The organism is Paenibacillus dendritiformis (assembly GCF_945605565.1).
Taxonomy (GTDB): domain Bacteria; phylum Bacillota; class Bacilli; order Paenibacillales; family Paenibacillaceae; genus Paenibacillus_B; species Paenibacillus_B dendritiformis_A.
This window is the reverse complement of record NZ_OX216966.1, coordinates 1,473,567-1,497,003: the sequence shown is the minus strand read 5'-3', so window position 1 is coordinate 1,497,003 and position 23,437 is coordinate 1,473,567. Positions and strand designations below refer to the sequence as shown.

Annotated in this window: 19 protein-coding genes; 2 read left to right on the top strand and 17 right to left on the bottom strand. The window is 54.3% G+C overall.

Going from position 1 to position 23,437, the window contains the following annotated elements:
• Window positions 1-93: 93 nt before the first annotated feature.
• The 5 genes from NNL35_RS06555 to NNL35_RS06535 all read right to left on the bottom strand — a co-directional run bounded on the left by NNL35_RS06555 (window position 94) and on the right by NNL35_RS06535 (window position 6,972).
• Complete coding sequence (locus tag NNL35_RS06555) at window positions 94-2,265, bottom strand: glycoside hydrolase family 3 N-terminal domain-containing protein (protein ID WP_006677810.1); 2,172 nt, start codon at window positions 2,263-2,265, stop codon at window positions 94-96.
• Between the two features lie 337 nt (window positions 2,266-2,602).
• The gene (locus tag NNL35_RS06550; protein ID WP_006677811.1) at window positions 2,603-4,195 is read right to left on the bottom strand and encodes a type 2 periplasmic-binding domain-containing protein; all 1,593 of its coding nucleotides are present in this window, start codon (window positions 4,193-4,195) and stop codon (window positions 2,603-2,605) included.
• Window positions 4,196-4,311: 116 nt separating this feature from the next.
• On the bottom strand, window positions 4,312-5,217 hold the full coding sequence (locus NNL35_RS06545; protein ID WP_006677812.1) for a carbohydrate ABC transporter permease: 906 nt from the start codon (window positions 5,215-5,217) through the stop codon (window positions 4,312-4,314).
• A 16-nt stretch (window positions 5,218-5,233) separates the two neighbouring features.
• Window positions 5,234-6,193, bottom strand: a complete 960-nt coding sequence (locus NNL35_RS06540) for an ABC transporter permease (protein ID WP_006677813.1) — start codon at window positions 6,191-6,193, stop codon at window positions 5,234-5,236.
• Window positions 6,190-6,972: an alpha/beta hydrolase gene (locus tag NNL35_RS06535; RefSeq protein ID WP_006677814.1), complete on the bottom strand. Its 783-nt coding sequence runs from the start codon at window positions 6,970-6,972 to the stop codon at window positions 6,190-6,192. The genes NNL35_RS06540 and NNL35_RS06535 overlap by 4 nt, the downstream gene beginning before the upstream one ends.
• A gap of 450 nt (window positions 6,973-7,422) precedes the next feature.
• On the opposite strand from NNL35_RS06535, the gene NNL35_RS06530 reads away from it, so the two are divergent.
• A complete protein-coding gene (locus tag NNL35_RS06530) occupies window positions 7,423-8,334 on the top strand; it encodes a serine hydrolase domain-containing protein (protein ID WP_006677815.1) in 912 nt (303 codons plus the stop codon).
• 57 nt (window positions 8,335-8,391) lie between these two features.
• On the opposite strand, the gene NNL35_RS06525 is transcribed toward NNL35_RS06530, so the two are convergent.
• The 10 genes from NNL35_RS06525 to tdh all read right to left on the bottom strand — a co-directional run bounded on the left by NNL35_RS06525 (window position 8,392) and on the right by tdh (window position 19,885).
• Complete coding sequence (locus NNL35_RS06525) at window positions 8,392-10,023, bottom strand: extracellular solute-binding protein (protein ID WP_006677816.1); 1,632 nt, start codon at window positions 10,021-10,023, stop codon at window positions 8,392-8,394.
• A 28-nt stretch (window positions 10,024-10,051) separates the two neighbouring features.
• Window positions 10,052-10,936: a carbohydrate ABC transporter permease gene (locus NNL35_RS06520; protein ID WP_006677817.1), complete on the bottom strand. Its 885-nt coding sequence runs from the start codon at window positions 10,934-10,936 to the stop codon at window positions 10,052-10,054.
• A gap of 13 nt (window positions 10,937-10,949) precedes the next feature.
• Window positions 10,950-11,939, bottom strand: coding sequence for an ABC transporter permease (locus NNL35_RS06515; protein WP_006677818.1), 990 nt, complete (start codon window positions 11,937-11,939; stop codon window positions 10,950-10,952).
• A 162-nt stretch (window positions 11,940-12,101) separates the two neighbouring features.
• A complete protein-coding gene (locus tag NNL35_RS06510) occupies window positions 12,102-13,268 on the bottom strand; it encodes a Gfo/Idh/MocA family protein (RefSeq protein ID WP_006677819.1) in 1,167 nt (388 codons plus the stop codon).
• Window positions 13,269-13,937: 669 nt separating this feature from the next.
• Window positions 13,938-14,492 (bottom strand): cysteine hydrolase family protein, encoded by a 555-nt coding sequence (locus NNL35_RS06505; RefSeq protein ID WP_040732006.1) that lies wholly within the window; start codon window positions 14,490-14,492, stop codon window positions 13,938-13,940.
• A complete protein-coding gene (locus NNL35_RS06500; protein WP_006677821.1) occupies window positions 14,470-15,081 on the bottom strand; it encodes a helix-turn-helix domain-containing protein in 612 nt (203 codons plus the stop codon). Before NNL35_RS06500 ends, NNL35_RS06505 begins: the two co-directional genes overlap by 23 nt.
• 374 nt (window positions 15,082-15,455) lie before the next feature.
• A complete protein-coding gene (locus NNL35_RS06495; protein ID WP_006677822.1) occupies window positions 15,456-16,661 on the bottom strand; it encodes an MFS transporter in 1,206 nt (401 codons plus the stop codon).
• On the bottom strand, window positions 16,651-17,430 hold the full coding sequence (locus NNL35_RS06490; protein ID WP_006677823.1) for a DeoR/GlpR family DNA-binding transcription regulator: 780 nt from the start codon (window positions 17,428-17,430) through the stop codon (window positions 16,651-16,653). Before NNL35_RS06490 ends, NNL35_RS06495 begins: the two co-directional genes overlap by 11 nt.
• 202 nt (window positions 17,431-17,632) lie before the next feature.
• Entirely contained in the window at window positions 17,633-18,811 is a 1,179-nt protein-coding gene (locus NNL35_RS06485; protein ID WP_006677824.1) for a glycine C-acetyltransferase, read from the bottom strand.
• Window positions 18,812-18,841: 30 nt separating this feature from the next.
• On the bottom strand, window positions 18,842-19,885 hold the full coding sequence (gene tdh, locus NNL35_RS06480; RefSeq protein ID WP_006677825.1) for an L-threonine 3-dehydrogenase: 1,044 nt from the start codon (window positions 19,883-19,885) through the stop codon (window positions 18,842-18,844).
• A gap of 163 nt (window positions 19,886-20,048) precedes the next feature.
• Between tdh and NNL35_RS06475 the strand changes: the two genes are divergently transcribed.
• The gene (locus tag NNL35_RS06475; RefSeq protein WP_006677826.1) at window positions 20,049-20,615 is read left to right on the top strand and encodes a helix-turn-helix domain-containing protein; all 567 of its coding nucleotides are present in this window, start codon (window positions 20,049-20,051) and stop codon (window positions 20,613-20,615) included.
• 1,100 nt (window positions 20,616-21,715) lie between these two features.
• Here the strand turns inward: NNL35_RS06475 and NNL35_RS06470 are convergent.
• Together NNL35_RS06470 and NNL35_RS06465 are read right to left on the bottom strand one after the other, a co-directional pair.
• Window positions 21,716-21,883, bottom strand: coding sequence for a hypothetical protein (locus tag NNL35_RS06470; protein WP_254553035.1), 168 nt, complete (start codon window positions 21,881-21,883; stop codon window positions 21,716-21,718).
• Between the two features lie 394 nt (window positions 21,884-22,277).
• On the bottom strand, window positions 22,278-23,336 hold the full coding sequence (locus NNL35_RS06465) for a LacI family DNA-binding transcriptional regulator (RefSeq protein ID WP_006675045.1): 1,059 nt from the start codon (window positions 23,334-23,336) through the stop codon (window positions 22,278-22,280).
• Window positions 23,337-23,437 lie beyond the last annotated feature (101 nt).

Sequence of the window (23,437 nt, the reverse complement as noted above, 5' to 3'; positions counted from 1 at the left end):
TCCTCCCAGCTCTTGCATCGTCAATTGCGTTTCTTCTATTGCGAAAAAATATCTAATTTCTTCATTAATAAGGAAAGCGGACGGCAGCTTCCGTCAGTTAGACCGGACCAGCTTGAACGTTTGCTCCGCCGTATCCCGGCTGTTCGGCCCGACATAGACGCGGAACGTTCCCGGATCGCTGGCGCAGCGAAGATCGGAATGATGGTACCGGAGCTGCTCCTCGGTCACGGTAAACGTCACGGTCTCGCTCTCTCCCGGCGCCAGCTCCACCTGCGCATAGCCCTTCAGCTCGCGAACCGGACGAACGACGTCGCCGGCGACATCGCGGATATAGAGCTGCACCGTCTCCACCCCGGCTCTTGTGCCCGTGTTCGTCACCCGGACGCTGAAGATCAGCGGCTGCTCCGGCGTCATCTCGCTGCCGGACAGCGTTAGCTCGCCGTATTCGAACGTCGTATAGGACAAGCCGAGGCCGAACGGAAGCAGCGGCTCGTTCGGGCTGTCGATATACTTCGACACATAGCGTTCTTCCGTCTTGGCCGGATCGAGAGGCCGTCCGGTATTGAAATGGTTGTAATAGACCGGCACCTGGCCTGCCGATTGCGGGAACGACATCGTCAGCCGCCCGGACGGATTGACGCGGCCGAGCAAAATATCGGCAATCGCCGCGCCGCCCTCGCTGCCCGGGAACCAGGCCTCCAGCACCGCATCGGCTTCATCGTATACGCCATGCAGATCGAGCGGCCGGCCGTTGAACAGAACCGAAGCCATCGGCTTGCCCAATGATTTCACCCGCTTCACCAGCTCAAGCTGCGCTTCCGGCAGGCGGATGTCCGTCCGGGAGCCGCCTTCCCCGCTCATCGCCGATTCCTCGCCGAGAGCCAGCACGATGATATCGGCGCCCCGGGCCGCGGCCAGCGCCGCCTCGCATTGCTCCGGCGTCATGCTGCCGATGCCGCAGCCGGGCACGATCTCCAGCAGCCCGTCCTGCATCCGCTCGGCCAGCGCGTCGCCCAGCTTGACGGCGTCTTCCTTCACGCCGATGCAGGACCACCAGCCCAGAATATCTTCGCTGTCCGCGAACGGCCCGATGAGCGCCACCTTGGCCCCCGGCTGGAGCGGAAGCACGCCGTCGTTTTTGAGCAGGACGCATGATTTGGCCGCCAGCTCATAGGAGACGTGGCGATGCTCCTCGCAGAAGAGCAGCTCGCGCTCACGATCTGGATCCGCCCCGCGCAGCGGATTGTCGAACAGCCCCAGCTTCTCCTTCAACCGCAGAATGCGCAGCACGGCTTCGTCAATGAGCGCTTCGTCAACCAGACCGCTCTGAACGAGCTCCGGCAGATGCCGGACATAGCACGGGGTCATCATTTCGATATCGACGCCCGCGCGAATCGCCCGGTACGCCGCTTCGCGATCATCCTCGGCCGCGCCGTGGGCGATCATTTCCCGAATCGACGCCCAGTCGGAGATGACGACGCCGTCGAAGCCCCATTCCTCGCGCAGGATGCCGCGCGTCAGCTTCTCATTGCCGGTGGCCGGAATGCCGTCGACCGTATTGAAGGAGGTCATCACCATTGCGCAGCCCTCGTCCAGCGCCGCCTTGTATGCCGGCAAATAGCTTTCGCGCAGCTGGCGCTCCGACATGTCGACCGTATTGTAGTCGCGTCCGCCTTCCGGCGCGCCGTAAGCGGCGAAATGCTTGACGCAGGCCGCGAGGCGATCGGTATCCTCCTTCAGATTGCCGCCCTGGTAGCCGCGAACGAATGCGCGCGCGAAGAGGCTGTTCAGATACGGGTCTTCCCCGGTCGTCTCCATCACTCTTCCCCAGCGCGGATCGCGCACGAGATCCACCATCGGCGCGAAGGTGACATGGATGCCCGCCACCGCCGATTCTTTGGCGGCCACCGCCGCGCTCTTCTCCGCCAGGTCCACGTCCCAGGAGCAGCCGATCGCGAGCGGAATCGGAAATATCGTCTTGAACCCGTGCACGACATCCGCCATGAACAGCAGCGGAATGCCGAGCCGGCTTTTGCTTAAATAGGATCTCTGCACGTCAATGACAGCCTGCGCGCCCGACAGTCCGAGCACGGAGCCGCTGGCGGTCACCATCGATTCGGTGATCCCCATTTCTTCCATTGGACCGGTCACTTGTCCTTCACTCGCTGCGCCTTCATGAAAATGAGCCGTAAGCTGCAGCAATTGCGCGACTTTCTCTTCCAACGTCATTTGCCGCAGCAGGGCGGTTAATTGCTGATTGTCCATATTCGTTCCTCCATTGCTTCATTTATAAGGGGGTTCATAGTTTCTTCTAGGGAGTAATCGGTTTTCAAAATTGAATCACTGCCAGATTCCTTCTCCTTTCTCAGGAACATGCATAACCGGAATGATAGAAGCACAATCATCGGCGCCCAGCATCCCCAGGTCATGCAGGGAGGGAAGTCCTCCGCTGCGGCAGTTATGCACATTCCTCATTCAGAAGAGCTGGACGGTGAAGCGAAGAACCCGGTTGCATGGGACTATCCTGCATACCGGGTTCCATCGACTCGGACCGCTGGCGAACGCCTCAGGCCAACTTCACTTGCAGCTGCATGCGTATTTCTTATTGTTTGTTCAGTTCATCCAGAACCGGTTGGACAAGCGGCATTTTGCTGTCCACCCATTTCTTCCAGTTCGCTTCCAGATCGCCGTTTTGCAGAATCAGGTTCGTATATTCCGACTCATAGTTGAAGGTCGCCTGATTTTTCGCTTTGGAATCATACAGTTGAACCGTCCAGTCATACTCGGCCAGCTTCCCGCCTTCTTTGCCGAGCTTGGCTTTGTTCTGGTAGTGGAGAATCGCTCTGTCGCGATATTCCTTCTTGATCGCCGGGTTGATCATGCTGAAGTCGTCGCCCAGGAGGTACAGCCCTTCGAAGCGGCTTGGGTACTTGTCTTCCAGAGACGTGCCTTCCGGCAGCAGGCTGACGAGTTCTTGGTTGTCGCCGTACTTCCAATCCTTGCCTTCGAAGCCCATGTTGAGCAGCATTTGTCCTTCTTTGGACGTCGAATAGTCGAGCAGGTCCATGATGCGCTCGAATTTCTCCTCGCTAATGTTCGGCGAGAAAATAAGCGCGGACCAGAAATTGACTTGCTCCAGGTTGCGGTACTTGCCGTCATCGCCAAGCACGATCGCGGTGTGAACGACTTCGTCGCTCTCTACGCCCAGATTTTTCTTCATCGCCTTATCCACGTCTTGTCTGTACGATGCCAGACCGCCAAGGCTTGTAATCGCGGCGGTGCCCTTCACCCGGAAATTGTCGCTGCCTTCGCTGTTCTTCCAGGTGTAGAATTCCGGATTAAGCAGTCCTTCTTTGTATGCCTTCTGCATCAGCTTCAGACCGGTCAGCGTTGCCGGATCGGCAGGCCCCCAATGGTATTTGCCGTCCTCGCCTTTGTAGAACGCGGACTCGACGCGGGAATGCTCGCTGTTCGGCATGATGATATTCGTCAGCGCGTCGCCGGCGTTATAAGAGATCGGCACCAGGTTCGATCCGACCTTGCCCGGATCCTTCTCCTTCACCAGCTTGGCGAATTCCATCAGCTCGCTGGTCGTGTATACGTCCTTCAATTCGAAGCCGACCGCTTCCGCCCAGTCTTTGCGCATCGCGATGACGCCGATTTGGTTGACGAGCGGATCGGCAGGCTTATTCTCGTAGTAGACCGGCCGCGGCAGGATATAGGTGCCGCCCGTCAGCTCTTCCAGCTTCTCGCCCAGGCCCGTCAGCTTGTAAGCCGCGGCCACGTTCGGCCAGCGTTCCTTCCAGTCATCCGGGAACTTGTAGAGAAGCCCTTGGTCGATATAGTTCATCGCATCGCCGTGAATGTAGTTCCAGGTCGCGACGTCAGGCAGGTCGCCGGAGTTGATCCAGAGCCGCAGCTTCTCGCCCCAGGAATCCCATTCGATGAAGTTGTAGTCCCAATCGATGTTGAACTTGTCCATCCAGAACTTGTGGAACTCATTGTCGATCTGGCCGTCTTTGAGCTGAATCGTGCTCGCCACGGAAATGGTCAGCTTGTCCTTGGAGCTTCCTTCGCCGTCCTTCTCATTGCCGCCTTGCGCTTCCTGCTTGGAGCAAGCAGTCACCATCAGCATGACCGCGCATAAGGCGATGGCCAGTACAGATTTTACCGACAGCTTTTTCTTCGTTTCCATTGGATGTCTCCCCCGTGATTTTAGATTTTTATTGCAAAAATCTAACTAATGAGTGTTCAAACCGTTCGGCTTCGTGATCAAAAGCGGACTTTTTGAACGACCTCTATGCGTATTAATCAGGTCTTGATAGCCCCTGTTAACACCCCTTTAGCGAAATGCTTTTGCAACATCGGGAAGAAGCACATAATCGGCACCATCGTCACGAAGACCGCAGCCATTTTCATCCCCGTTGAAAAAGCTTGCTTGCCGACCGCATCGACGCTGGAAGCGTTCGAGGCGTTGGTTTGCGACTCGACAATGATCGTTCGCAATACGTTCTGCAGCGGCAGTTGATCCGCCTTGCGCAGGAAAATCATCGCGTCGTACCAGCTGTTCCAGTAGGCGACGCCATAGAAGAGCGTAATGGTCGCCATAATCGGCGCCGCCAGCGGCAGTACGACGGAGAACATGATTCTCCATTCGCCCGCTCCGTCCAGCCTTGCGGATTCCATCAGCGATTCAGGCAGACTCTGGAAGTAGTTCATCATCAATATCATGTTGAAGGCGCTGAAGCTGCCGGCCAGGATGACGGACCACAGCGTGCCTGTCAGATGGAGCGATTTCATAATCAGGTAGAGAGGCACGATGCCGCCGTTGAAGATCATCGTGAACAGCACGAGGAAGAAGATGATCTTCTTGCCCGGGAACTTGCTTCTGCTGAGCGCGTAAGCCATGCTGCTCGTCAGGAACAGGCTGAGCGGCAAGCCTACGATAAGCAGCTTGAACGTATTCCAGTAGCCCGTCAAAATGCTTCCATCCTCGAACAAGGCCTTGTAGGAAGCCAAGGTCGGATTTCTCGGGAACATCATCAGCGGATTATCGGCATATTCCTTCGATGTCGAGAACGAAATCATGATGACATTCCAAAACGGAATCAGAATCAATAAGGCGAATATCAGCAGCAGGAAGAAAATAACGTAATCGAGTACCGTCATTTTTCCTATGCGGAACTTATGCTGCTTCTTGGCAGCTGTATTGCTCATCCCTTGCACCCCTCTCTTATCGGAACAGACCGTCTCCGCCCAGCATTTTGGCAACCCTGTCCGCCAGCAGCAGCAGAATCATATTAATGAGAGAACGGAACAGGCTGACCGCGGTGGAAAACGAGAAGTCCGTCGAAGACTGGAACGTAATGCGGTAAATATACACATCCAATACTTCCGACACGTTCTTCGTCGCCGCGTTCGCCAGGTTGAAAATCTGATCGAAGCCCGATGACATCAGGCCGCCCACCGACAAAATGAACATGATGGTAACGGTAGGCAAAATGTTCGGCAGCGTAATCCGGAACATCTGCTGCATGCGCGAGGCGCCGTCGATCTGGGCCGACTCGTATTGATCCTGGTCGATCCCGGATATCGCCGCCAAATAGATGATCGCGCCCCATCCGGTCGATTTCCAAATGTCCGTGAGCAGCAGCATCGGAACGAACATCTCCTCCGAGCCGAGGAAGTTGATCGTCGGCAAGCCGAGCAGCGCCAAGGCGCTGTTCACGAGCCCGTCATACGCCAGCACATTGATGACGACGCCGGATACGATAATCCAGGACAGGAAATGAGGGAACGTAAAGACCGTCTGGAAGAGTTTTTTCGTCCGCCGCATCCGGAGCTCGTTCAGCATCAGAGCAAGCAGAATCGGGAACGGGAACTGAATGACCAGCTTAATGATATTGATGTACAGCGTTCTCCATAAGGCATCGATGAACGCCGGATCGCGAAACACGTACTTGAAATTTTCGAATCCGACCCACGGGCTGCCCCAGATTCCGAGATTGGCCTTATAATCCTTGAAGGCGAGCGAGAGGCCGCCCATCGGCAAGTAGGCGAACAGCAGCAGCCATATCAATCCGGGAAGAAGGAGCGTATATACCATTCTGTTCTTCCATATTTGCGTAAGCAGGCTTCCGAACTTCGAATGTCCTTTCACAGGTCCGTCTGGATCTAAAGCGGTGGCTTTCAAATTGCATCTCCTCTCTCTCCCTTGTTCTTGTCCTCAAACAGGAAGTCAAATGCTGTCTTCAAATGCTCTTCCCAGAAGAGCCAATCATGCGTTCCCGGTCCTTCCACGTACCGGAAGTCCAATGGATTGCCCTGCATATAACCGGCAAAGTCGCGGTTCATCTCGATGAACGGGTCGCTGGAGCCGCAGCAGCACAGGATGGACGGAAGCGCTCCCTTCTCCTCCAATCTCCTGGCCGTCAAGGCGTACAGATCCTGTTCCGGCCGAATTTTCAGTTCGGGGCCGAACACCGCCTGCATCTCCTTGACCATGCCCGGGGGCATCTCCGGGTCTTGAAGACGCCTCTGCATATCGGTCACTCCGGACAAGGATACGGCCTTGGCATACCGCTCGGGATAGGTCAGCGCACACTTCAACGCGCCATATCCGCCCATGGACAATCCGGCTACGAATGTCCTCTCCGGATCGGTATTCATGCGAAGCATGCGCTTACATAGCTCCGGCAGTTCCTCGGTAATGTAATAAAAATAATCCAACCCGTACTCCATATCCGTGTAGTAGCTGCGGTTCGCCTCTGGCATGATGACCGTGCAGCCGTACTTGGCCGCATACAGCTCGATCGTCGTCAGCCGCTGCCACGTGCTCGCATTGTCTCCCGCGCCGTGCAGCAGATACAGCGTGCTGCCTGACGGATGCGGAGATTCCAGGGGAAAGACGACGTGGATGCTCGTTGTCATTCGCAATGTCGTTGAGCCGGTGTCTATCGTTACATGCGCCATATGTAATCCCTTTCATTTTCAAAAGTTTAAAATCATAGATTCGCCGATTCGCCACTTTCGTAACGGACTCGCACCTGGGAATCCAAACTGCCTTGGAGTCGCTTTTTTCCTGTGAAAGCGATTTATCGAATCGTTTCGAATAAATCATAGATCTCGGACCCCGAGCCTGTCAATGATTTTTCGAAAAATAAGCTCGAGAAATGTTGAAACAAAATCACTTTTGTCCCATTTTATCTATTTATATCCTTAAATTGATGTAACAGGACACGGGAAAGCGCTTGCTTATCGTGCGTTGACATGATATGAGAGCGATTGTAATATGATAAATAACAGCTTAGCGCTTTATCGCGGAAACGTTTCTATTACGATTTACATAGGGAGACACCGCTCTTCCTGCCAGCGTTCCTCTCAGCATCATTTCGAAATTCAATTGGAAAGAAGGACTGGATGATGTCTCATGTATTAACCGGTTTTGTCCAGCGGGTAACCGAGAAAAAATTAAAGGTCCTCTCCGCGCGGATACGGCAAGGCGGCCGTCTGGCGGCGCAATGGGATGCGGGCGAAGATATCCGCCGCGTGCAGCACTCGGTCAGCAAATCGTTCACCTGCATGGCGGTCGGACTGGCAATCGAGGAAGGAAAGCTAACATTGGATACGACGCTGGGGGATGTGTTTCCGCAGCACGTGCGGGAAGGAATGGCAGACGATCCCGCCCTTGAGCCCGGCCGCATCCGCTTGTACGATCTGCTGCGGATGTCCTCCGGCCATGACGCTCCGCCGCTGTGGGCCGACGAGAGGAAGTCGCTCCAGGAGAAGGACTGGGCCAAATACTATATGTCGCTGCCTCTGGACCGTCCTCCCGGCGAGCGGTTCACCTATAGCAGCGGCGACACCTTCATGATTTCGGCGATGGTACAAGCCGCCGTCGGCGAGACGGTCCATCAATATTTGACTCCGCGCTTGTTCGAGCCGCTCGGGATGGAACGCGTCGAATGGGACACATCCCCGCTCGGCGTCACGCTCGGATGCGCGGGGCTCCGAATCAGCAACGAGGAGCTGAGCCGATTCGGACAGCTGCTGCTGCAGCAGGGTGCTTGGGAAGGCGAACAGCTCATCCCCGCGGAGTGGATTGCGTTCGCCACACGCAAGCACATCGACAATGAGGGCAGCATCGACTGGAGCCAGGGCTATGGCTGCCAGTTCTGGATGTGCACGCATGAGGCCTATCGTGCCGACGGCGCGCACGGGCAGTTCTGCATCGTGATCCCCGGCCGGGACGCGGCGATCGCCATCAACAGCAACGAGGGAGATATGCAGAGCATCCTCGATGCGGTCTGGGACGAGATTCTGCCGTTGCTGTAATCGCGGCCAGACGCAGCAAGCCCCGCGGCCGACTACTCGGCGCGGGGCTGCTGGCGTTTATTTCGATTTCAGATAACGCTCATACGCCGCTTGGTAAATTTCCAGATAACGCTTCAGATTCATCTTCTCCAGCTGCTGCACATAATTGTCCCATTGATCGAATCCGACCGCGCCCGAAGCGAACTTGTCGCGCATCTCATCGACATACGTATGGATATCCGTCTGAATGGTCGTCAGCTCATCCTGCTCCTCCGGCGTGAAGTTGAAGGCCGGCCAGACCTCGCTCATCGGAATCGAATGCGGCTGCGCATCTTCGGCATTCTTGACCGAGGACGGCAAGCCTTCCGCCCCCTTGAAGTACTTCTGCATCACCATGCCCGGATAATATCCGCCCGGCCAGGTAAGATACTGGCTTACCGCCTGATCCAGGTTCAAGCCGTCCGGATGGTTCGTAATCGCGTCCAGATACTCATATTCGCCCTTGTCATTCACTTGGTACGTTACGCCTTCGAAGCCCATGAAGAACATTTTGACCCCTTCATCGCTGTAGAAATGGTCCATCCAGCGAATGGCGGCTTCCGGGTTTTTCGCCTTGTCCGTCAGCACGAACATGCCGATATTGCCGAGCGGCGATCCGATGTTGGTCGCGATCTTGTCGCCGTACGGGCCTTCCAGCACCGGCATGCCGACATAGCCCTCCTGATTGTAGACCGCCTCCGGATTGACGCCGTCCAGGAAGCCGTACACGCCGGCCGTCGCCTTGGACGTCAAGTCGGTGTCCTTCATCGTGAACGTCTCCGGGTCGAACAGCCCGTCCGCGTGCAGCTTCTCGACATATTGCAGCAGCTCCTTGTACTGCTTCGTCGCCGGCACGAACCGGAGCTTGCCGGTATCCGGATCGAGGTCGACGTTCGGATTCGCTGTCCCGTTCTTGTTCAGCCCGAATGAGCCCTTCAGGAAGTTGATCATAATCCAGACGCCCCTGGAACCCCACGGGATCTCATCCTTCTTCCCGTTGCCGTTCGGGTCGCCGTCCTTGATCGCCTTCAGCACCGTATGCAGCTCCTCCAGATTGGTCGGCGGCTTCAGCCCCAGCTTGTCGAGCCATTCCTTCTTCATCCACGGCGTCCCGTAGAACAGCGACTTGAAGTCCGGGTCGAACACGGTCGGCAGTCCGTAAATGCTGCCGTCCGGCATCGTAATGCCCTGCTTCACGATCGGGTATTTGTCCATCAACGCCTTGAAATTCGGAGCATGCTCGTCGATCAGCTCGTTCAGCCGCAGGAAGGTGCCCTGGCTTCCGTACTTGATCAGATCGCTCTTGGCGAAGGCGGAGGCGAAGAAAATCTCGGGATAATCGCCGCCGGCCAGCTTGATGTTGCGCTTCTCCTTCAAGCTGTCGACCTGCACGGTCTCCCAATCGATATGAATATTGGTCATCTTCTCGTATTCTTCCCAGAGCATCAGCTTGCTCCAGTCCGCCGAAGCATAGAACTTCGCGGCGAAGCCGGACATCGTCATCTTTTCCTTGGCGATCGGCATCCCTTCCTTGTTCATCTTGGCGAGCCGTTCATCGCTGCTGCCGGCATCGGCTCCCCCTCCGCCGCCGCTTCCCCCGCATGCCGTAATCAGCAGCGAGAAGCTCAGCAGCACGCTCATCGTCGTCATCAGCCATTTTTTTGATCTCACAACATTTCCCCCTTTTGCTTGTGGTCGGTTACCCCTTCAGAGCTCCAATCATGATGCCTTTGACAAAATAGCGCTGGAGGAACGGATACAGGACGAGCATCGGCAAATTCGCCACCACCAGCACCGCATACTTCAATCCCTCTACACTCATCTTCATCTTCACGGCCGATTCCGACGTCAGCTTGATCATGTCGCCCGAATCGCTCTGAATCAGAATCTCGCGCAGAATGAGCTGCAGCGGGAATTTGTCCTTGCTGGACAAGTAAATCAGCGCGTTGAAATAGGAATTCCAGTGCCCTACCGCATAGAACAGCACCATAACGGCGATAATCGGCATCGACAGGGGCAGGACGATGCGCAGCAGCGTCTGCATATGGCTGCATCCGTCAATCATGGCCGCCTCCTGAATCTCGCCCGGTATCGTTTGCTGGAAGAAGGTGCGCATAATGATGATGTTCCAGACCGCGACGGCGTTCGGAATCACCATCACCCACAGCGTGTCGAGCATATTCAAGTTTTTGATGAGCAAGTACGTAGGAATGAGCCCGCCGCCGAAGAACATGGTGAATACGATCATGCCGGTAATCAGCCCCCGGCCGAGGAAGTCTTTGCGGGCGAGCGGATACGCCGCGCATATCGTCATGATGAGATTGATGGCCGTGCCGAGAAGGGTATATAGAATCGTGTTGCCGTAACCAAGGAGAATATCTTTATTTTGAAAAATTTTGGCGTATGCGTCGAAGTTGATTTGCTTCGGAATCAGCCACATCTCGCCGCGCAGCACCGTCTCCGGGTTGCTGACGGATGCGCTCAGGACAAAGAGAAGCGGATAGAGCACAATGAGCATGACCAGCGTTAACAGGACGTAATTGACAACATCGAAGATACGGTCTCCGATGGAGCGATCGATCATGGCAACCCCCTCCTTACCATAGGCTCGTCGTGCTTACGCGTCTGGCGATCGAGTTCACGATAATCAAGAGCGCGAAGTTCACAACCGAATTGAATAATCCGACAGCGGCGGAGAAGCTGTACTGCGCATCCAGTATCCCGCTGCGGTACACATAGGTGGAGATGACATCCGAGCTGGCGAGATTCAGATTGTTCTGCATCAGGAAAATTTTCTCGAAGCCCACCGCCATGACCGTCCCGAGATTGAGGATCAGCAAAATAATAATCGTCGGGGCAATCGTCGGAATGTTGATATGCCAGATGCGCTGCAGCTTGCTCGCGCCGTCAATCGTCGCTGCTTCATGCAGCTGGTGATCGACGCCCGACAAAGCCGCCAAATAAATGATCGAGCTCCAGCCCATCGTCTGCCATACATCCGACAGCACATACAGCGTCTTGAACCAATTCGCATCTGTCATGAAGGCGATCGGCTCCCCGCCCAAGGCGACAATCAGATGGTTGACGATGCCCGTGCTCGGGTTCAGGAAAATAAACAGCATGCCGACCACGACGACGACGGACAGAAAATGCGGCGCATACGTAATCGTCTGCACAGTCTTCTTGAACCATTGCGCCTTCGCTTCATTCAGCATCAAGGCCAACAGTATCGGAATCGGAAAGCTGACCAGCAGCGTGTACAGACTGATTGTAAGCGTATTCACAATAAGCCGTTCAAAGAAATAGCTGCTGAAAAACCGTTCGAAGTGCTTGAAGCCCACCCAAGGACTGTCCCAGATTCCTTTGGAAGCGATGAAGTCCTTGAACGCGATCTGCACGCCGTACATCGGCAAATAATGAAAAATGATATAGTAGACAACGACCGGCGCAATGAGCGCATAGAGCTGCCAGTTGCGCTTGATCGAGCGCCAGACCCGGGAGGATCTGCGCGCCCGAACCACCGGGAAGCTCTCCGTCGTAATTCCCGTTTTGGTCAACTTTTCATCCACTCTCCTTTCTTTCTGCATTGACAATAGGCCTGCTCGATACCGGCTTATTTTCAATTAAAATACATCAATTATACATTTTGTTAATTTTTAACAAGATCAAAGATAGGTTGTTGGTTCCCGCCTCTCCATGTTGCGAACATTCGCCGCACGAGCTGCGAGAACCTGCTTCCTTCTTGTGTGTCAGTTGCCGCTGCCCTGGAGCACAGCCGCATCCGGTGCCGGAGAGACCTGCACGACGCCTCCGCCGCTGCGCAGCGATTCCGTCGCCGCACAGCCTACAGCCACGCTCATGCGGCCCGCCAGCGGCGTCGCGACCGGCATCTTGCCATCGAGAATCATGTCCACGAAGTCCTTGCAAATATTCGGATCGGCACCGCCGTGGGAGCCCTTCGCTTCCTTAATCTCATACACCCGGTTGGACAGCTCGCGCGGATTGTTCGAGCGGCGGGTCCATACATAGACCTTGTTCTCCAGCTCGTTGTTCTCCATCCGTCCTTCGGTCCCGATAAATGTATAATTGCGCTGATAGTCCGGCGTGAAATGGCATTGCAAATACGATGCCTTAATGCCGCCTTCCAGCTCCATAATGACCATATTATTATCTTCCACATTCACTTCCTCGCGGAAGGCGCATTCGATCAGGCGGCCCGGGCTGACCTCGGTGCATGTCTCCCGTTCGTCGCATGCCGGACAAGTCAGATCGTTCGGCTTGTCGCCGCCGTAGAAATCGAGACCGCCGAACGCCGACACCTTCGTCGCATAGCGCCCGGTAATCCAATGAATGATGTCGATATCATGAGAGCCCTTTTGCAGGAGCAGCCCGGTCGAATTGGCGGAGTTCGCGTGCCAGTCATGGAAGTAGAAGTAGCCTCCCCAACCGACGAAGTGGCGCACCCATACGGCCTTAATCTCGCCGATGACACCGGAATCGACAATCTCCTTCATCGTCCGGTACATATTCATATACCGCATATTGAAGCCGACCATCAGCTTCTTGCCGGATTCCTGCCACGCCTTGAGGATGTTATCGCAGCCGTCGACGGTAATCGCGAGGGGCTTCTCGCAAAAGACATGCTTGCCGGCCTTCAGCGCAGCCACGGCATGCTCTTCATGGCAAAAATCGGGCGAAGTGACCGCGATGGCGTCAATATCCTCCCGCGCGATGAGCTCGCGGTAATCGGTCGTCACGAAGGCATCCGGGTTAATCTCCTGCTGGAATTCCTCCAGCTTCTCCGGATAAATATCCGCCGCGCCGACGACGACGGAACGGCCGTCCGGCTTGTGCCAATACTTCGCAATCCCGCCCCGCCCGCGGGCTCCAATCATCCCTATGCGTACTTGCTGCATGATTCTGTCCCCTTTTCACCTTGGAGTATTCAACCTCTGGAACATACGATTACGCGCATAAGCGCAGTGAAGCTGATCAATGACAGGCAATAACTCGAGGCAGCGTTCTCATCACGTTTGCGCAATAATCTACGTGCGCAAATTTGCGCAAATAATTGCGTACGAACAGGTTACCAACGTCCGGCACCCGTCCATGTAAGGGTTTTCTTTTAGGCTTGTGGACATTATATATCGGGTTATTCGCCAACGTCAACCTGTATTGTTCAAAAAAACGTAAAAATTTCTTTCGTAATTTGGGGCAAATTATTGTGTGTTGTGTTATGACTTAAACACGCTAACTAGATGTGCAAAAACGGGGCGAGAAAGTAAGTGACGAATAGATCAAAATGTGTATGGATACAAACTCCTAGCCCAATGTCTTCGGCTTTGTAAAGAGCTAGGTATTTTCAAAAACAACGTGAAAAAACAGGCAAGTATCCACGGAGGCTACGGAACAATCGGGTAGTGATCGACTAAAACCGGACTCATCATTTTACAAAGGAATCCGGTTTATTGTTAGGACGCATTCAAGTAACATTCACGATAGAGTAATAACAAATATCTGACAAATTGTCGTTCAACGTAAGGACCAGGAGTTATCCCTCTCATCTTTTTTAATCAGTCTGGATTCTAAAACTGGACTTCACTTGAGTGAACAATTGCAGCAAATTGAGCAAGAATGCTATTATGATGGTTTATGATTTGTACTGCTGTTAATCCATCGGAATCATAGGTGCTGTGACAGTCTTTTACCAATTCTACTTTGTAGCCGCGCGAATAACCACTTTTCACAGTCGTATCGACGCAATAATCGGTTTGAATTCCGCACATTACTAATGTGTCAATACCGTAATCTTGCAATTGGGTATTGAGCTCGGATTCAAGAAATGAGTCCGCATAATGTTTAATAATAACATGATCATGTGCAGCAGGAGCGATCTGTTCATGTACTTGCCATAGCGGTTGATTCTCAGATCTTGGGGAACCCTCCGGCTCCGTATACATGATATAGAAAACGGGTGAATTTCTCTTTCGAGCTTTATTAATCAAGCACTTTGTATTTTCAAGCAGTTTTTCTTCTTGATAGAGAGGTTTTCCACCGTAATTCTTCCATACAAAAGGCATAACCTGCATATCAATAATAAGTAGTGCCTTTCCCACCTCAGATAACCCTCCTTGTTCCATGCTTCATTTTGTCAGTTTTCCACAATCCGTGTCGGTTGCAATATGCATATAACGTTCCGCCGTGCATTTTGGGGAAACGCAATTCTGCGTTTTGTTCCGGGTACAATTTTATGAACAGTAACCTGTCATAAGAGATATAAGCAACAAAGGCTATATAATGCTCTCTGTCCATCTCATGTTGAATTGTAACGAAGTAATCATCTTCAATCTCATGAACGATTATTTCGTGCTCATCGTCCTCTGGCTTTGAAAGCAATGGTTCCAATACCCTACCGCAACATGAAACGTTTATTGCCCCCGTACTGGTCATGACATTGTCACAGCATTGACATGCGTAAAATTTAATGTGCCTCATGTTCCCTCTATCTTTTTCATTCGGATTTAACTCCCCCGATAAAATCTTCTCAATATTTACCCCTAATATTTTGGATAGCTCACCAAGCAAGGACACATCCGGACACCCTAAACCACGTTCCCATTTTGAAATCGACTTGTCGCTTATATTCATAAGATGGGCTAAATCCTTCTGCGTCATGCTTTTCTCTTTACGAAGACTCAGAATGAGCTTTCCCACTTTATTGCAATCCATATTGTCCACCTCCCGTAATTCAAGAATATCGGTTATGCCTATCTTACTCAATAAACGCTCCGTAGAGTGTCACTATCATGTTTGTTACTCATCCGGGCCTTAACCCTTTTTGGTTGTTACACAATGCTCAATTTTTGTTTGTCGTAGAGAGGTGAATATGAGTTATGCGAGGTGGTCTCCGTTTCGTCCCCCAATATTGGGTCAGCCCCATGAGATTAAATTCAGAAAAATCAAAAAAACGAGCCGCCGGACATGCCGAGACTCGCTTTTTAATAACCTGTTTGACGCTTGCAATAGATCCATTCTCTCCTCGCAGCTCATTTAACCGTGACGATGTTATCCCCCTCCCTCCGGCAAGAAAACCGCAGCAAGCCTTACTCCTCACAAACGGCAACCGTATGCCGGGTTTCCGCTATCATCAGGCCCTTCCGGCGTCGGGACGCGAATACGAGCAGCAGCATCGTCAGCATGACCCCGAAGAACAGCCACATGACCGCCTGAACCGGGAAGATGTCCATCATCCTGCCCACAGCAATCGGCATCAGCGAGCCGCCGAGTCCGTTGGCAGCCAGCAAAATGCTTGTCGTGCGCTCCGTCATGCCGGGCAGCGCCTGATTCGCATAGATGAGCATAATCGCGAACATGCCGGCCATCCCGAGTCCGAGCAGGAAGCTGATCACGAAGCCCGCCCATGCCTGCGGACTGAAGGGCAACAGCAGCAGCACGATTACGCTTCCTGAAGTGGTCAGCCACATGAAGCGATAGTAGGTCAGCTTCTCCGCGAGCACGCCACAGAGCGCCCGTCCGATCACCATCGCCGTCCAGTAGGTGGTTACGGTCAAGGTCGCCTGGGAACTGGTGATGCCCCATTTTTCAATGAACATCGACGGGAAAAAGTGAACTACCGATACTTCGCTGCCCCCATACAGCATGAAAAAAAACGCGCACAGCACGAGGAACGGCAGCGCCTTGCCGGAATAAGAAGCTGATGGCGCTGCCCGGCCGTCCCGCTTCACTGTGCGGGTCAGCATCGCATCGGTGCTGCCGAATGATAATTTGTGCCAGGCCAGGGCCGTGATCAGCGCGCTTATCCCCAGCAGCAAGAACGAATACGTCCATATGCCGCGCGCGATCAGGAAGCTGGCTACGAACGGAATCGCCAGAGCCCCAATGCCGAAGGTGACTTCCAGCTTGCTCATGGCGATCGCCTGCTTCTCCTTCACGGCGACAAGTATAATCGTGCCGATGCAAGATTCCAGCAGCCCTGCGCCGGCGCCGGCCAACCCCGCCAATGCGATGACAACAGGCCAGGGCGGAAGGAAAAACAGAAGCAGCTCGGAGCTGATGAATAACAGTCCGAGAATGACGCCCCGCTTGCGGCTTAACCGGCGTGAAATCGCCGGCATGCTGAGCACGCCGGTAAGCATGCCAAGAAATTGCACGAAAATGAGCAGTCCGCCATCAGTATAGTTCAGGCCGTAGTTAGCTAGCAGTTCGGGGAGCACGGCGCCCATAATGACCAGCGTCACGCCGGTCACGACATACGAGAGACATCCCATCCAGATGAGCCTATGAATCACGCTGTACTCCCCCGTCCGCCACGAGCAGTTCCACGCCTGCCTCGGCCAGCTGCCTTGACCACGCTTCACCCAGCTCCCGATCTGTAATGATGATGTCGATGTCCTCCAGACCCGCTACACGGTGGAACATCTGCTTGTCGAACTTGGAATGATCGGCCAGCACAATCACTTGATCGGCCCTGCGCAGAACTTGACGGATGAGATAGCTTTCTTCCTCGAAATCCGTCGTCAAGCCTTCCGGCGATAAGCCGCAAGTGCCAATAAAGGCCTTATCCAGGTGATAATCTCCCATCATCTCAATGGCGCGCGGGCCGTATATCATACGCTGTCCGTTGTATAACAGACCGCCGAGCAGATGAATCCGAGCTTCATCCTTCGCCGCCAGCATGCCGGCCATGTCAATGGAGTTGGTGACGACGACGTTCCGCTTCGTGGTCATAAATTCCCCCAAATAACGCACGGTCGTGGAAGAATCGACATACAAGTAATCTTCATCGCGCAGCAGCGAGGCGGCCAAGCGTCCGATCCCTTGCTTGGACGCTGTCTCCTTCTGCAGACGCTGTTCGTAAGTCGGCATCTCCTTCGATAACGTGGGCAGAATGGCGCCGCCGCGCGTGCGGATAATGCAGCCCCGCTCTTCCAGCTTGATGATGTCTCGCCTTGCTGTATCGCGCGACACATTCAGCAAATCGCATATTTCTTCGACTTCGATGCGCTTATTGAGCCGCAGATGTTCCATAATAGCGGCAAGCCGTTCCTCTTGAAACATGCTTTTCTCTCCCATCATTTAAGTGAAGTTAAGTAATAGTAAGTAATAATAAGTGATATTAATGATTATAAGAAAGTTCCAGATGGTGTCAAGAAGCAAATCAAACCTATTTCTCATATGAACGCAAAAAAGCCACTCTGCTTTCAAAAGAGAAAGCGAGTGGCCAACATGGAGCATCTCAACTTGCAAAGAAAAAAGAAAATTAAATCAGTCCGAACTCTTTGCCGACCTTCGTCAGCACTTCCCGGGCAAATGCGAGGTCCTGATCGGTATGCTGCGCCGTTACAATGAGGCGGACGCGGCCTTTGTCCATGGCGACCGTCGGATAGACGATGCCCTGCGCGCAGATCCCCTCCTCCATCAGGCGGCGGGAGAATTGATTCGTGCGGGCCGGATCGCCCACGATAATCGGAATGATCGGCGTCTCGCTCACGCCGGTGTTGAAGCCTTCCGCCAGCAGCATGCTGCGGAACGAATTCGCGTTGCGCCACAGCCGCTCGGTCAATTCCGGCTCCGTCTTGAGCACCTGGATCGCAGCGAGGCAGGTCGCCGCTACCGACGGCGGCAGCGACGTGCTGAACAGGAACGAACGCGCCACATTGGTCAAGTAGTCCTTCAATGAATGCGAGCTGGCCACATAGCCGCCAACGGCGCCGATCGCCTTCGACAGCGTGCCGACCTGAATATGCACCCGGCCATGCAGGCCGAAGTGATCGGTGGAGCCTTTGCCATGCTTCCCGAGCACGCCGCTGGCATGCGCGTCATCGACATAGACGATCGCGTCATACCGTTCCGCCAGCTCAACGATATGCGGCAGCGGAGCGATATCGCCGTCCATGCTGAAGACCCCGTCGGTGACGACGACCCGCTGCCGGAAGCCGCCGCTCTCCTTGAGCGCCGCTTCGAGCTGATCCATGTCCTTGTGCGCATAGATGCGCTTGTTCGTCTTCGTCAGGCGAATCCCGTCGATGATGCTGGCATGGTTCAATTCATCGCTGATGACGACATCGTCCGGACCAAGAATCGAGGCCAGCACCCCCTGGTTCGTCGTGAAGCCCGACTGGAATACCAGCGTCGCCTCCGTACCCTTGAATTCGGCCAGCCGGCGCTCCAGCTCGTCATGGATATCGAGCGTGCCCGTAATCGTCCGTACGGAACCGGCGCCGACGCCGTACTTCGCAATCGCGTCCGCGGCCGCCTGCTTCAATGCGGGATGCTGCGTCAACCCCAAATAGTTGTTCGACGACATTTGCAGGACGCGCTTGCCTCCCTGCAGTGTCATCCAGGAATCCGATCCGCCTTCCCATACGGTAAGCGGACGATAGCGGCCCGACTCCTTCAATTCCTTCAATTGCTGCTCAATCACATCAAATCCGGCCATGCTGCCGCACCTCCGTCTCTTGAATTATTATTACTGGTGAATAAATACAATTTTGCCGCAATTGCCCGAAGACATCAAGTCGAACGCTTCCTCATACCGGTCGAGCGTAAGCCGGTGCGTAATGATCGGCGTCAGATCGATTCGGCCCCGTTCGAGCAGACCTTTGAGCTGATACCACGTATCATACATGCGGCGTCCGGTAATGCCTACCAGTTGCAGCCCTTTGAAAATGACATCCTCCGCGAGATCGAAGGCTACCTCCTTGCTCGGAATGCCCAGAAGCGAGACGCGGCCGGCTTGGGCCGCCGCCTTCAACGCGTCGCGAATCGCATCGGGATGGCCGGACATCTCCAGCACCACTTCCGCGCCTTCCCCGTTCGTCGCCTCCCGGATCGCCTGCACCGAATTCACTTCCTTGCTGTTGACGATGACATCCGCCCCCATCGTCTTCGCCATCTCCAGCCGGTACGGATTGATATCCACCGCAATAATCGTTCCGCTGCCGCAAGCCTTCGCGACCGCAATCGCCATCAGCCCGATCGGGCCGACGCCGACGACCGCGACGCTCTTGCCGACAATGTCTCCGGCCAGCACCGTCTGCACGGCATTGCCGAGCGGATCCTGCAAGCAAGCGATTTCAAACGGAAGCTTAGGGTCGTTCTGGATGACATTGCTGGCCCGCAGGACGGCGTATTCGCCGAAGCAGCCGGGCAGCGTAATCCCGAAGCTCCGGGTATGCGGGCAGACATGGGCGTTGCCGGTGCGGCACGATTTGCATACGCCGCAGACGACATGGCCTTCCCCCGATACATGATCGCCGACCTTCACGTTCGTCACCCGGTCGCCGACAGCCTCCACGATGCCGGCAAATTCGTGCCCGAACACATTCGGAGTGACGACCGTACGGGCCGCCCAATCATCCCATTTATAAATATGAACGTCCGTTCCGCAGATGGAGGACGCCTTGACGCGAACCAACACTTCATCCGGGCCGTACGCCGGAACCGGTACTTCCTTCAAGACGGCTCCAGGCTTGCGTTCTGCCTTGACCAAACCGATCATCGTCGCTGTCATTTACGGATTGCTCCTCCCATATTTTTTACATACAATAGAAAGAAAACGGATACCAAGTACTTCATGCTGTTGTACAATATACTACACAAATGTGCATTATATTGTACATGGTCTTTTGTATTGTTTTGAGATATCCGGTACAGAGTGGGAGAGGAGAACCGCCATGCAAGAACCGATCCACAAAAAAATCGGGAAAAACCTTCAAGAGATCCGCAAATCGCGGGGACTGAGCCTGGACCAGGTCTCGGACATGTCCGGCGTCAGCAAAGGCATGCTCGGGCAAATCGAGCGAGGGGAATCGAATCCGACCATTTCAGTATTATGGAAAATTGTGAATGGTCTGCGCATCTCCTTCGCGACCCTGATGGAAGAATCGACGCCGAGCGTGTCGATCGTTAAGATAGAGGATATTACCCCGCTGGTGGAGGAAGAAGGGGCATACCGCACGTTTCCTATTTTTCCTTTTGAACAGGACAAGGGGTTCGAGGTGTACAGCGTAGAGGTGGACCCGGGCTGCTCCCATGTGTCGGAAGCCCACTACGACGGTGTCGAGGAGTTCATCATGGTGATTGATGGCGTGCTTCACGTCTCGCTGGGCGGCGACGAATACGTGCTGGAGCCGAAGACGACGATGCGCTTCACCGCCGACCAGGTTCATACATACACGAACCGCACCGACCGCACCATACGCTACATGACCCTGCTGCACTACCCGTCCGCGAACAGATAACATACTGTCCGTTCTTCGAACAATAGAGAAGGCGCTCCAGTTAGTGGAGCGCCTCAGTGGCGTTGCCTGCGGTCCCGCGTCAAGCCAGATACCTGTGGACGGGCTCGATCTCGAGGCATCCGCTCTCTGCGATAAACAGGTCTGCCTTCCTTCGGCTTGCCAGACAGCTCAGCCATGCCATCACCCGGCATCTTTATTGTCACCTGATTGGTAACGGCATTCTACACGCCTCTGCCTTCTTCCTTCCTTTCATGCAATATCCCATTGGGTCAGGGAAGTTCCTGCTGTCTACATACTCTCGCGTGGCTCATGCGCTCCCTAGCTCCCCCTCTTCCGTTCGTTCAGCAAACTCTCCTTCGCCTTCATTCACTCGTCTGCTCATAAAACTCTCCTACTTCTCCATTATCCCGTCCGGTCAGGTAAATCGCCTTTATCTTCATTATCCCTTCGGATCAGGCAACTCGCCTTTATCTCTTCATTATCCCTTCGGGTCAGGCAACTCGCCTTATCTCCATTATCCCATCCACTCAGGGGCTCCGTCCTTTGGTTCAATATCCCTTTCTATCAGGAAAAATAAATCCAAAATGTGCTCTGTTGACGTCAATATGGCTGAAAAGAGGGGGGAAGCAGCAACCTGGACATATCGGCTGTTCCGAAAGTACGTTTCGCTTTGCCTGCCAGTGCTGCTCCTGAACGAAGGGGAGAGTGAGGTTAAGGAGGCGGGAGAGGTGATAATTATCCGATCCGCTGCGCTCACCAAGGAAGGCGCGGTCTTGGACACGCTGCCTATCAGGCTTCCTGTCAGAAGAAAGGATCCCGCATTATCGTACGCATCAAAAAACCTCCAATAAAGCAGGCTGTTGAGAAAAAGTCCAAGGGATTTTTTGGCACTTCATTTTTTATGTGGTTGATCTCGTCTCTCAGTAGAAAAAATCGATTTAAAACGCTATGCGTGCCAAGTTTTGAGTAGGAAAATGGACAATCTCCACCCCTTCGTAAAAAACTGGGGTTTTCCAACGACCTGAAAACTGCACCATTTCCCTAGACACGTCTATCCGGTAGGCGAAATCCGCAAAACTACACGATTTCTCCAGACACTTCTATTCGGTAAGCGGAATCCTGCGCAAATACAGCAATTCGATATGGACGACTTTACCAGAAAGGGAATCCTGCAAAACTGCAGGAATTTCACCCGTGTCGCTTCGACTTGAAGCAAAAGGGCCATAAATGATGTAGATTTGCAGCAATTCCTCGGGATGTGGACTCATTGAGCCGAAATTCCTGTAAAATAGCAGCAATTCCCTCGACACGTTCAAGCCCCGAGAGGCAACGATGCCTCCCGAAGGCAACGAGGCGATGATACCTCCTGGAGGCGATGATGCCCCCAGGATCCGACGTGGTCTCTTGGATCCCGTAAAATCAGGCCGTTGAGAAGTCTGTGGGAATTTTCTCCACTTCATTTTTTATATGGTGGATCTCGTCTCTCAGTAGAAAAAATCGACTTAAAACGCTTTGAGTGCCAAGTTTTGATTAGGTAAATGGACATCTCCACCCCTTCGTAAAAAACAGGGGTTTTCCAACAGCCTGAATAAAGGCATGCCTTCATTGAAGGTTCTAGGATTGGAAGCGCGATTGGACGGGGGATGAGGACATCGTTCCCGTCTAACCGTCCGCAGGCGCTTTTCGTTCCGGTGGCCGGCTCGACTCCCGGATTTGCAGATGGAACGGCAGCAGCATCCGGAACGGGTAAGGATAAGGCTGATGCAGGCTGTCCAGCAATGTTTTGGCGGCCGTGTAGCCCATCTCGTATTTCGGGATGTGTACCGAGGACAGTGGCGGCGAGCTGTATTTCGAAAACTCGATGTCGTCGATGCCGATGAAGGCGATATCGCGGGGAATCGACAGCCCCAGCTCCGTGGCCGCGCGCATGGCTGCAATCGCCATCATGTCGCTGGCGCAGAACATCGCCGTCGGCCGCTCATGCCGCTCCAGCAGGCGCTTCATGCCTTGATAGCTCTGGTCGGCATCCCATTGGGCATCGATGACCCAGTCGGAACGGAAGGAGCAACTCGCTTCGTTCAACGCCATTTTGTAGCCTCGGTACCGCTTCTCCCGCTCCATGCGCCCGAGCAGGCCCGCGCCCCCGATGAAGCCGATATCGGTATGCCCAAGCTCCAGCAGATGGCGCACGGCGATGCGGGCCGCATCCAACCGGTCATAGGAAATGATCGGAATGTCCGGATCCGCCACGTCGATGCCGATGATGACCGGCACCCGCTCCTTGAGCCAGCGGTACATTTCGGGCTCCATCCCTTCGATGCAGATGACGCCGTTCAACGCCCGATCATGCAGCAGCGCTTCCCGCACCGCGCCGCTCTTCAGCTCCGCCTGGGTATGAAGGAACGCCAGCGAGATCCCTTCCTCCATCAGCTTCGCTTCGATGCCCTGGATGATGGGGGAGAAATAAGGATGATTGTATTTATTGTCAGGCAAGGATAAAATGCAGCCGATCGTCAATGGCGCGGAATGCTTCGGTGACCGCTTCGCCCCGGCGGCTGGTTTCTGGGCAGGCTTGGCGCGGTAATTCAGCTGCTTGGCAGCCTGCCATATTTTCTGCTTCGTCTCGTCGCTAATCCGGCGGCTGTCATCCCCGTTCACCACCCGTGATACGGTGGAGATGGAGACGCCGACCCGCTCAGCAATATCTTTTAATGTAGCCATGCTCCGCCTCCCCATGTCTATCTCAATTCGAGTTCACTGCCTTAGGATCATATGGTAAATTATACTGCCCGTCTCGGTGGTTGAAAAGGGACCTGGTCATA